Annotated in this window: 9 protein-coding genes and 1 riboswitch; of the genes, 7 read left to right on the plus strand and 2 right to left on the minus strand. The window is 71.6% G+C overall.

Features of this window, described 5'->3' with window-relative positions; translation table 11 throughout:
• Positions 1-61: 61 nt before the first annotated feature.
• Both ACFVYF_RS37440 and ACFVYF_RS37445 read left to right on the plus strand, forming a co-directional pair.
• Complete coding sequence (locus tag ACFVYF_RS37440; protein WP_389462521.1) at positions 62-1,507, plus strand: gamma-aminobutyraldehyde dehydrogenase; 1,446 nt, start codon at positions 62-64, stop codon at positions 1,505-1,507.
• Between the two features lie 193 nt (positions 1,508-1,700).
• Positions 1,701-3,065 carry an FAD-dependent oxidoreductase gene (locus ACFVYF_RS37445; RefSeq protein WP_389462522.1) on the plus strand — a complete coding sequence of 455 codons (1,365 nt, stop codon included), beginning with the start codon at positions 1,701-1,703 and terminating at the stop codon, positions 3,063-3,065.
• Between the two features lie 197 nt (positions 3,066-3,262).
• Here the strand turns inward: ACFVYF_RS37445 and ACFVYF_RS37450 are convergent, their stop codons facing one another.
• Positions 3,263-3,988 carry a carbonic anhydrase gene (locus ACFVYF_RS37450; protein WP_389462523.1) on the minus strand — a complete coding sequence of 242 codons (726 nt, stop codon included), beginning with the start codon at positions 3,986-3,988 and terminating at the stop codon, positions 3,263-3,265.
• Positions 3,989-4,263: 275 nt separating this feature from the next.
• Here ACFVYF_RS37450 and ACFVYF_RS37455 point away from each other — a divergent pair, with 275 nt between their 5' ends.
• Positions 4,264-5,364 carry a diaminopropionate ammonia-lyase gene (locus ACFVYF_RS37455; RefSeq protein ID WP_389462524.1) on the plus strand — a complete coding sequence of 367 codons (1,101 nt, stop codon included), beginning with the start codon at positions 4,264-4,266 and terminating at the stop codon, positions 5,362-5,364.
• Positions 5,365-5,374: 10 nt separating this feature from the next.
• On the opposite strand, the gene ACFVYF_RS37460 is transcribed toward ACFVYF_RS37455, so the two are convergent.
• A complete protein-coding gene (locus tag ACFVYF_RS37460; RefSeq protein WP_389462525.1) occupies positions 5,375-6,283 on the minus strand; it encodes a glutathione S-transferase family protein in 909 nt (302 codons plus the stop codon).
• A 197-nt stretch (positions 6,284-6,480) separates the two neighbouring features.
• A riboswitch (SAM riboswitch) is annotated at positions 6,481-6,622 on the minus strand.
• Positions 6,623-6,971: 349 nt separating this feature from the next.
• Here ACFVYF_RS37460 and ACFVYF_RS37465 point away from each other — a divergent pair.
• From ACFVYF_RS37465 to ACFVYF_RS37480, 4 genes are all read left to right on the plus strand, one after another.
• Positions 6,972-7,097, plus strand: a complete 126-nt coding sequence (locus ACFVYF_RS37465; RefSeq protein ID WP_389462526.1) for a putative leader peptide — start codon at positions 6,972-6,974, stop codon at positions 7,095-7,097.
• Between the two features lie 74 nt (positions 7,098-7,171).
• Positions 7,172-8,383 (plus strand): LLM class flavin-dependent oxidoreductase, encoded by a 1,212-nt coding sequence (locus ACFVYF_RS37470; RefSeq protein ID WP_389462527.1) that lies wholly within the window; start codon positions 7,172-7,174, stop codon positions 8,381-8,383.
• An 18-nt stretch (positions 8,384-8,401) separates the two neighbouring features.
• A complete protein-coding gene (locus tag ACFVYF_RS37475; RefSeq protein ID WP_389462528.1) occupies positions 8,402-9,811 on the plus strand; it encodes an NtaA/DmoA family FMN-dependent monooxygenase in 1,410 nt (469 codons plus the stop codon).
• A 252-nt stretch (positions 9,812-10,063) separates the two neighbouring features.
• Positions 10,064-10,279 (plus strand): DUF6243 family protein, encoded by a 216-nt coding sequence (locus tag ACFVYF_RS37480; RefSeq protein WP_389462529.1) that lies wholly within the window; start codon positions 10,064-10,066, stop codon positions 10,277-10,279.
• Positions 10,280-10,374 lie beyond the last annotated feature (95 nt).

Consider the following 10,374-nt stretch of genomic DNA (forward strand, 5'->3'; position numbering starts at 1 on the left):
GACCAGGCCCGGCCAGGCCGTCCGAGCCACGATTCCCGAGCCGCGAGGAGCACAGAACGCCGTGAGCGAGATCCGTACGCTGCGCAATCACATCAACGGCGCGTTCGTCGACGCGAAGGACGGTCGCACACTGCCGGTCGTCGACCCCACGACCGGTGAGGTGTACGCGAGTTCACCGCTCTCGGGGGCGGCGGACGTGGACGCCGCGATGGCGGCCGCGGCATCGGCCTTCTCCGTGTGGCGCGACTCCACCCCCAGCACCCGGCAGAAACTGCTGCTGAAGATCGCGGACGCCGTCGAGGCGCGGGCCGGGGAGCTCGTCGACGCGGAGTGCCGGGACACCGGCAAGCCCCGCGCCGTGACCAGGACCGAGGAGATCGTCCCGATGGTCGACCAGCTGCGCTTCTTCGCGGGCGCGGCACGGCTCCTGGAGGGCAAGTCGGCCGGTGAGTACATGGAGGGACTGACCTCCATCATCCGGCGGGAGCCGATCGGAGTGTGCGCGCAGGTCGCACCCTGGAACTACCCGATGATGACGGCGGTGTGGAAGTTCGCGCCGGCGATCGCCGCGGGCAACACCGTGGTCCTCAAGCCCTCGGACACCACCCCCGCGTCCACCGTGCTGCTCGCCGGCATCGTCGGTGACGTACTCAAGGAGCTGGGCCTGCCCGCCGGTGTGCTCAACGTGGTGTGCGGTGACCGGAACACCGGGCAGCTCATGGTCGAGCACCCGGTCCCCGCCATGGCCGCCATCACCGGTTCCGTACGCGCCGGCATCCAGGTCGCCGAGAGCGCCGCCAAGGACGTCAAGCGCGTCCACCTGGAGCTCGGCGGCAAGGCACCCGTCCTTGTCTTCGGGGACGCGGATCTGGCGCAGGCCGTCGAGGGCATCACCACGGCGGGCTTCTTCAACGCCGGCCAGGACTGCACGGCGGCCACCCGGGTGCTGGTGCACGAGTCGGTGCACGACGAGTTCGTCGCCGTACTGGCCAAGGCGGCCGCGGGCGTCAGGACCGGTGGTGTCGACGAGGAGGGGGTGTTCTTCGGCCCGCTCAACAATGCCGGCCAGCTCGCGCAGGTCAGCGGTTTCGTCGACCGCCTTCCCCCGCACGCCAAGGTCGAGACGGGCGGTCACCGCGTCGGCGAAGAGGGGTACTTCTACGCTCCGACCGTCGTCTCGGGCCTCAAGCAGGACGACGAGATCATCCAGAACGAGGTCTTCGGACCAGTCGTCACCGTCCAGTCCTTCACGGACGAGGACCAGGCCGTGGAGTGGGCCAACGGCGTCGACTACGCCCTCGCCTCCTCGGTCTGGACGAAGGACCACGCGCGCGCCATGCGGATGTCGAAGCGGCTCGACTTCGGGTGCGTTTGGATCAACACCCACATGATCCTCGTGGCCGAGATGCCGCACGGCGGCTACAAGAAGTCGGGCTACGGCAAGGACCTCTCGGCCTACGGCTTCGAGGACTACACGCGCATCAAGCACGTCATGACCTCACTGTGACCGCGGTCGAGCGGCCTCACCCGGAAGCGCCGGCGGCACGGTGACGGGGGCTGTGGGGACCGCTGAGCGGCGGGCCCCCAGCTCATAAGCCGGCCTTATGAGGTCATAGGCCGGACCCGGCTACTAACTTAGGCTTGCCTTAGCTTAGGCTTCCCGGCGTGCCACCCTGCCGTCGCTCGAAGGGAACCTGATCATGCCTCGCCCTCTGCGGGTAGCCATTGTCGGAGCCGGCCCCGCCGGGATCTATGCCGCCGACGCGCTGCTGAAGTCCGCAGTGGCCGCCGAGCCCGGTGTGTCCATCGACCTCTTCGAGCGGATGCCGGCCCCGTTCGGCCTGATCCGCTACGGCGTGGCCCCCGACCACCCCCGCATCAAGGGCATCATCACGGCCCTGCACCAGGTGCTCGACAAGCCGCAGATCCGCCTCTTCGGCAACGTCGACTACCCGGGGGACATCAGCCTGGACGACCTCCGCACCTTCTACGACGCGGTGGTCTTCTCCACGGGCGCGACGGCGGACCGCGACCTCTACATACCCGGGATCGACCTCGCCGGTTCGTACGGTGCGGCCGACTTCGTCTCCTGGTACGACGGCCACCCCGACGTGCCGCGGACGTGGCCGCTCGAGGCGGAGAAGGTCGCCGTCCTCGGCGTGGGCAACGTCGCGCTCGACGTGGCCCGCATCCTGGCCAAGACCGCGGACGAACTGCTGCCGACCGAGATCCCGCCGAACGTCCACGAAGGCCTCAAGGCGAACAAGGCCCTGGAGGTCCACGTGTTCGGCCGCCGCGGCCCGGCGCAGGCGAAGTTCAGCCCGATGGAACTGCGCGAGCTGGACCACTCCCCGAACATCGAGGTCATCGTCGACCCCGAGGACATCGACTACGACGACGGTTCGATCGCGACCCGGCGCGGCAACAAGCAGGCCGACATGGTCGCCAAGACCCTGGAGAACTGGGCGATCCGCGACGTCGGCGACCGGCCGCACAAGCTGTTCCTGCACTTCTTCGAGTCGCCGGCCGAGATCCTCGGCGAGGACGGCGAGGTCGTCGGCCTGCGCACCGAGCGCACCGCTCTCGACGGAACCGGCAACGTCAAGGGCACCGGCGAGTTCAAGGACTGGGACGTCACCGCGGTCTACCGCGCCGTGGGCTACCTGTCCGACAAACTCCCCAAGCTCCCCTGGGACGTCGAGTCGGGCACGGTCCCGGACGTGGCGGGCCGGGTGATCGAGGAGACCGGCGAGCACCTGCAGTCGACCTACGTCACCGGCTGGATCAGGCGTGGTCCCGTGGGCCTCATCGGTCACACCAAGGGCGACGCCAACGAGACCGTCGCCAGCCTGCTCGACGACCACGAGAACGGCCGTCTGCACACGCCCGCCGCGCCCGCTCCGGAGGCCGTCGACGCGTTCCTCAGCGAGCGGAACATCCGCTTCACCACGTGGGAGGGCTGGTACCGGCTGGACGCCGCGGAGAAGGCCCTGGGCGAGACGCAGGGCCGGGAGCGGGTGAAGCTCGTCGAGCGTGAGGACATGCTCGGGGCGAGCGGCGCGTAGGCCCGGCTTACGAAGCGATCGGGGCGGCTGCCGGTTTCCTCGGCCGGTCGCGCGGATTGCAGCTGGTGGCCGGGTGACTTCCGGTACGCCCGTGGGGCGCGCCGTTCGTCGCGAGTGCGTCCGCCCGCGTCTTCCGGCCGCCGCTCGAAGCCGGCGTGCCCTGCCACCCCCGACGGTGGCAGGGCCCCGCCGGCAAGTCAGCTGATGCGGTGGACCAGTTGGGTGGTGAGCTCGTACCGGGCGCCCACGACGGCCAGTTGGCCCGTCTCGATCCTGGCGGCGAGATCGGGCTCGGCGGCGAGCCGGGACCTGACCATGCGGACGTTGGCGGTGATGGTCGCGTCGATGCGTGCGTCGCCCTCGACGGAGTGATCTATCGCGGGCCTGATCTGCTCGGCCAGATACTGGATGTGGGCCGGGAGCTGCTGTCCGCTGACGTCGGCCTGGACGGCGGCCGAGACGGCGCCGCACGACTGGTGCCCGAGGACCATCACCAGCGGGATGCCGAGCTCCAGGACGCCGTAGGCGATGCTGCCGGTGACCGCCTCGTCCAGGACCTCGCCCGCCGAGCGCACGGTGAGCAGATCGCCGAGGCCCTGATCGAAGACCAGTTCCGGCGACACCCGGGAGTCGACGCACCCGAGGATGACGGCGAAGGGGTGCTGCCCGGAGATCAGTTCCTGCCGGACGGTGGAGGTCTCGTCGGGGTGCTGCTCGCGCAGGGTGCGCCAGCGTCGATTGCCCGCCGCCAGCGCGCTCAGGGCGGCTTCGGGAGTGGTGGGCCGAGTGGTGGAGGCTCCGGCGGGCGAGCCGGCGGCGACGGCGGAGGAAGCGAGCGCCAGTCCGGAACCGGCGGCCGCGGCCCCGGTCAGTGCGGCGCGCAGGACGGTACGTCGCGGATGCTGTGCAATGGTCGCGCGCACGGCTCTGTTCCGGCCGTCGGCTATGGGGGGTTGGGAGTTGGCTGTCACGTACGAAACGTAGGTGTGGGGGGCGCGCGGAGGGGGCGCGTTGCACGATGCATAGCGCCTCTTTGCGCAGTCTTGGATCATGCCTCGGAGAGCGTTGGTTGCCCCTCCGGGTGACGTCGTGCGGCGAACGCGCCGACAGGGACGGTGAGGTCACCGATGACGTGCCGCATGTGACGTATGCGTACGTATATCGGTCGGCCGCCCGGCGAGCGAGGAGGACACGAGTAGTGGCCGAGTACTGGTTCGCGCGCTCCGCCGCTCGAAGCTGGACCTGCGCTCCCGCGCCGGCCCGGGTGCGGGCCTTTCACGCCTCACTGCCCGGATACGCACCCACTCCGCTGACGGAACTCCCTTCTCTCGCAGCCGAGTTGGACGTCGGCCGGGTCTTCGTGAAGGACGAGTCGGCGCGGCTGGGGCTGCCCGCGTTCAAGGTGCTGGGTGCGGCCTGGGCGGTGCACCGGACGCTCGCGGAGCGGGCAGCCGCCATCGGCACGTACGCGGCGGGGCCGGTGACTCTGGTGACCGCGACCGACGGCAACCACGGCCGCGCGGTGGCCCGTACGGCCCGCGTGTTCGGGCTGCGCGCCCATGTCTTCGTGCCGGAGGGCGTGCATCCGGAGGCCGCGCGCGCCATCGCCGCCGAAGGAGCCGAACTGACCCCGGTCGCCGGCCACTACGACGACGCCGTACGCCTGGCGGCCGAGGCGGCCGCCGCCCCGGACGCGGTCCTGGTCCAGGACACCGCCTGGCCCGGCTACGAACGCGTCCCCGGCTGGATCGTCGAGGGCTATTCGACCCTCTGCGCCGAGATCGACAGCCAACTCGCCGCCGCCGCGGTCACCGGGCCCGATCTCGTCGCCGTGCCCGTGGGAGTGGGCTCGCTGGCCCAGGCCGTCGTCACCCACTACCGCAGCCGGCCCGCGCAACGACGGGCGCCCGCGCTGCTCGCGGTGGAACCCGGCGCCGCCGCGTGCGTGACGCAGAGCCTCCTGCGCGGTGAACGGGTGAGCGTCACCACCGGCGGTACCGCGATGGCGGGCCTGAACTGCGGTACGCCGTCCAGCATCGCGTGGCCCCGGCTGCGGGACGGCCTGGACGCCGCGGTCTCCGTCACGGACGCGGCCGCCTTCCGTGCCGCCGGCGACCTGGCCGCCCTCGGTGTCTCCGCCGGCCCCTGCGGCGCCGCTTCGCTGGCCGGCGCCAGGGCCGCGCTCACCGGCCACGACGCCACGGAACGTCGTACGGCCCTGGGCATCGGCCCCGCTTCGACGGTCGTCCTGCTCAACACGGAGGGCGCTGCCGCCAACCCCGCGACTCTTCCGGGCTGATCGTGGCCGGTCAGATCACCTGGTGATCCGGGCGTGCCACCCTCCCGCGGAACGCCGGGTGGGCGTCGAGGCGTCGCACGTAGTCCCGCAGATGCGGCAGATGTGCGTACGGGGACACGGCGTCGGGGGTTTCGAGGTGGACCAGGGCCACCCAGAGGTCGATGTCCGCCGCGGTGAGCTCCTCGCCCAACGCGTAGGCGGTCGCGGCGAGTCGACGGTCCAGCAGCTCCAGTGCCGCCGTCCGCCGGTGCGGCCGTGCGGCCGGGGTGACGTCCGTGTCCAGGAGCTCACGGAGGACGTCGATGTCCTCCGTCAGGGCCGGCGGGCGCAGCACGGGGACACCGGATCCGTTGCGGCCGGCCGCCAGGCCCGCGAGGTCGCGCAGAATGTCGGGGGTGTCGTTGCTGACGACGCGTCCGGTCCAGCGGTCGCACAGCGCGGGAGCGGTCAACGGGCCGTCGTAGTGGTGCCAGGTGGCCTCGTAGGCCCCGCGCAGGGCGGCGAACGCGTCCGGGGTGTCGGCGGAAGGGCCGAGGAGTGTGGTGGCGACCGAGTCCTCAAGACCCAGGACGCCGAGGGTCAGCGAGACACGCAGCGAGAGCGGACAGTCCGCGGAGAGATACAGCTGATAGCGGTGGGGGGCGGGGTAGAAGCCGCCGGCGACGTCGACGCCGATCCGGTTGTGCTCGGCGCGGCCGGCCGGCGAGGTGCCCCGGGGCCGGGGGACCGCGCCGATCTGGCCCGGCAGCCGGCGGGCCGGTGCGTATGCGGCCGGAGTGCACGGGGCCGGAGCGCTCGGCGCCGGGGCGCAGGCGGCGCTGCCTGTGCCGGACGTGCGAGGGGCGGAGGTGAGGGCGCTGCCGGCGGTGCCGGCACAGGACGCGCCCGTGCTGGAGGTGTGCGACATGGTCTCGGGCATGACTCTCCACGGGATTGCGAAAGTCCCGGCCGCCTTGTGGGCGCCGCGACGGAACGGAGTGACTGCGCTTTCGTACCGGTCCGGATCGGTCGGACTAGTACGCGCTGGAGACACGCAACAGATCGATGTGCAGGCGTCTCGTCAAGCAGTTCCTGGGCAATTCCCACCGGCTTCGCACTCGGGGCTCGCGAGACGCGAGACCACGCTTGTCCCGCCGCACCGGCGGAACCCGGTCGTCACCCGGGGCACCCCGTCGCGGTGGAAGGGTTGCCTGCCAGCGGGCCGGGGCCGATGACCACCGGCAGGAAACCCTGCCGAGGGGCGCTGACAATCGTGACCGTCCCCGTCAGTGTCGTGGCGCTCCGTGAGGGCGTCAAGAAGGCGTCCACGAAGTCTCACCCCGTGGTCCTCCGCGACGTCGCGCCCGTGGTCCTCCGCGACGTCACGCCCGTGGTTCGCCGCGAAATCCCGCCACTTGGTCCTTGCCGTGTCCCACCACGTGGTCCTCCGGGCCTCACCGCGTGGTCCGTACGACTGGTGGCCGACAGCCGTTCGGCGCCGCCGGAACAGGTCACCAGGTGGTCCGTGCGATCGGTGGCCGACAGTTGTCCGGCGCCGCCGGAACAAAGTGCGCGGCCCCGCGGTTGCGAGAGTCACAGGGCACCGGACCGGAGCGGAGGTGGGAGCGATGAGCGGCATGCCGCCCGTCTCCCGCAGGCCTGTCGCCGCCGTACGCCCGGGTCGCCGAATCCGGCTCTACTCCCGCGCGCACATCGATCTGCTGCGCGTGGCCGGCGCGCTCTGTCGCCCCTGACCTGTTCTCCCGCCGCCGGCCTCACCGGATGAGGGCCGGCGATCTCCCGTGGTCGACCAGGAAGGCACTCCGCCGTGTCCCCGATTTCCCCGCTGCACCTTGCCGTCGCGCTCGACGGCGCCGGCTGGCACCCTGCCGCATGGCGCGAGCCCGCGTCCCGGCCCCGCGACCTCCTCACCGCCGGCTACTGGGCCGACCTCGTCGCCGAGGCCGAGCGCGGACTGCTCGACTTCGTCACGATCGAGGACTCCCTCGGCCTCCAGTCGTCCCGTTTCACCGAGCCCGACGGGCGCACCGACCAGGTGCGCGGCCGCCTCGACGCGGCGCTGGTCGCCGCCAGGATCGCCCCGTTGACCCGGCACATCGGCCTCGTTCCGACCGTGGTCGCCACCCACACCGAGCCGTTCCACATCTCCAAGGCCATCGCCACCCTGGACTACGTCAGCGGCGGCCGGGCCGGACTGCGCGTCCAGGTGTCGGCCCGCCGGAACGAGGCCGCGCACTTCGGCCGCCGTACGATCCCCGGCTTCGGCATCGAGGACCTGGACACCCCGGCCGTACGGGAGTTGACCGCGGACCTCTTCGAGGAGGCGGGGGACTACGTCGAGGCGGTGCGCAGGCTGTGGGACAGCTGGGAGGACGACGCGGAGATCCGGGACACCGCGACAGGCCGTTTCATCGACCGCGACAAGCTGCACTACATCGACTTCGAGTGCCGGCACTTCAGTGTCAAGGGGCCCTCGATCACGCCCCGGCCGCCGCAGGGCCAGCCGATCGTCAGCGCGTCGGCCCACGAGACGGTCTCCGGTGCCCCCTTCGAGCTGGTGGCCCGGTCCGCCGACATCGGCTACGTCACCCCGCACGACCCCGCCGAGGCCCGAGCCGTCGCCGCCGCGATCCACGCCGCTCGGACGGCCGCAGGCCGGGCCAAGGAGCCGCTGCATCTCTTCGGTGACCTGGTGGTGTTCCTCGACGAGGACCCCGCGGCGGCCGCGGCCCGCCGGGACCGGCTGGATGGCCTGGCGGGCTACCCGTACACCAGCGACGCACGGGTGTTCACCGGCTCGCCCGCCCAACTCGCTGATGTGATCGAAGAGTTGGCGCAGGCAGGACTGTCCGGCTTCCGGCTGCGGCCCGCCGTCACCGGCGACGACCTCCCGGCGATCACGCGGGGCCTGGTGCCCGAACTCCAGCGCCGGGGAGTGTTCCGGCGCGCGTACGAGAGCGACACCCTGCGCGGGCTGCTCGGTCTCTCCCGCCCCGCGAACCGCTACGCCACCGTCTGAGCCGGAGGGATCCCCGCCATGAGCAACCCGTCGACCACCCCGTCCGGCAAGCCGCTGAAGCAGATCCACCTGGCGGCCCACTTCCCCGGCGTCAACAACACCACCGTGTGGAGCGATCCGCGGGCCGGCAGCCACATCGACTTCAGCTCCTTCGCACACCTGGCCCGGACCGCCGAACGCGCCAAGTTCGACTTCCTCTTCCTCGCGGAGGGACTGCGCCTGCGCGAACAGGGCGGACAGATATACGACTTGGACGTCGTGGGCCGGCCGGACACCTTCACCGTCCTCGCGGCGCTCGCCGCCGTCACCGACCGGCTCGGACTGACCGGCACCATCAACTCCACCTTCAACGAGCCCTACCAGGTGGCGCGCCAGTTCGCGAGCCTCGACCATCTGTCGGACGGCCGCGCCGCCTGGAACGTGGTCACCTCGTGGGACGCCTTCACCGGCGAGAACTTCCGCCGCGGCGGCTTCCTCCCGCAGGAGGAGCGGTACTCCAGGGCCAAGGAGTTCCTGGCCACCGCCCACGAGCTGTTCGACTCCTGGGCCGGTGACGAGATCGTCGCCGACCGGGAGACCGGCACGTTCCTGCGTGACGCACGCGCCGGAGCCTTCGTGCACCAGGGCCAACACTTCGACATCCACGGCCAGTTCAACGTCCCACGCGGTCCGCAGGGCCGGCCGGTGATCTTCCAGGCCGGAGACTCCGAAGAGGGGCGCGAGTTCGCCGCCTCCGACGCGGACGCGATCTTCAGCCGGCACAGCAGGCTGGAGGCGGGGCGGGAGTTCTACGCCGACGTCAAGGGCCGACTGGCCCGGTACGGCCGCACGCACGACCAGCTGCTGATCCTGCCCGCCGCCTCGTTCGTCCTCGGCGACACGGACGCCGAGGCCGGGGAACTCGCCCGCGAGGTGCGCCGTCAGCAGGTCAGCGGCGCCACCGCGATCAAGCACCTGGAGTTCGTCTGGAACCGCGACCTCTCGGCGTACGACCCCGACGGCCCGCTGCCCGACGTCGACCCCGACCTCAGCGAGCACACCATCGCCCGCGGCCGGGCGCAGGTGCGGATGTACCGCGACCCGCTGGCCACCGCCCGGGAGTGGCGGGAGCTCGCGGCCGCGAACAAGTGGTCCATCCGCGATCTGGTCATCGAGACCGGCAACCGCCAGACCTTCGTCGGCTCCCCGGCCACCGTCGCCGAGAGCATCAACACCCTCGTCCAGGCGGACGCCGCCGACGGCTTCATCCTGGTCCCGCACATCACGCCCGGCGGCCTCGACCCCTTCGCCGACTCGGTCGTACCCCTCCTCCAGGAGCGAGGAGTCTTCCGGCACGACTACACGGGGACGACACTGCGTGACCACCTCGGCCTGGCCGAGCCGGCCGCCCGGGGCGGCGAGGCGGAGACCCGGCGGGTGGCGTCCTGAGGGACCCGCGTCCGGTGGACGTGCTGAGATCCCCGGAGGGAAACGGCTTACCCCGGGCGCTCGCCGAAGGCCCGGCCGACCCCGTGCGGCGAAGAGGTTGGTGCGCGGGGCCGACGGAACCGGGTAACGTCTTTGTCATGTTCTTCCCGACGCCGATGTACGGGTGAGAGCGTGACGGGCCCCCGCTGACGTCGCCGCCCGCCACCCATCGATGAATCCGTAGATCACTTCACATCATTACCGGGAGAACCCGTGACCGTGAGCAAGAACATCAACAACCCCGTGGGCATGGGCGGCGGCAAGCGCAAGAAGCTGTCCCGCGCCGAACGGCAGAACAACGGTCCGTACCGCAACCTCGACCGCCAGGGTGCAGCCGAGCAGAAGGCGGAGCTGGTGCGCAAGATGCGCGAGAAGGCAGGCGCGGCCGGGGGTGCCGGGCAGGCGGGCGACGACACCGCACAGAGCTGACGCACCGCCGCCGCAGGGCGGCACCGCACGGGGCAGGGTCCGGACCCCGGCCCGCCGGCCCGACCCAGCCCCCGATACGGGCGACCCGGCCGGAA

Origin of the sequence: Streptomyces sp. NPDC058274, assembly GCF_042881375.1 — a bacterium.
In the GTDB taxonomy this organism is placed as follows: Bacteria; Actinomycetota; Actinomycetes; order Streptomycetales; family Streptomycetaceae; genus Streptomyces.

Bases quoted from the DNA above. Each gene is read 5' to 3' on its own strand.
- ACFVYF_RS37445 (WP_389462522.1), top strand. From the start codon at position 1,701: ATGCCTCGCCCTCTGCGGGTAGCCATTGTCGGAGCCGGCCCCGCCGGG.
- ACFVYF_RS37460 (WP_389462525.1), bottom strand. From the start codon at position 6,283: ATGCCCGAGACCATGTCGCACACCTCCAGCACGGGCGCGTCCTGTGCC.
- ACFVYF_RS37465 (WP_389462526.1), top strand. From the start codon at position 6,972: ATGAGCGGCATGCCGCCCGTCTCCCGCAGGCCTGTCGCCGCCGTACGC.
- ACFVYF_RS37475 (WP_389462528.1), top strand. From the start codon at position 8,402: ATGAGCAACCCGTCGACCACCCCGTCCGGCAAGCCGCTGAAGCAGATC.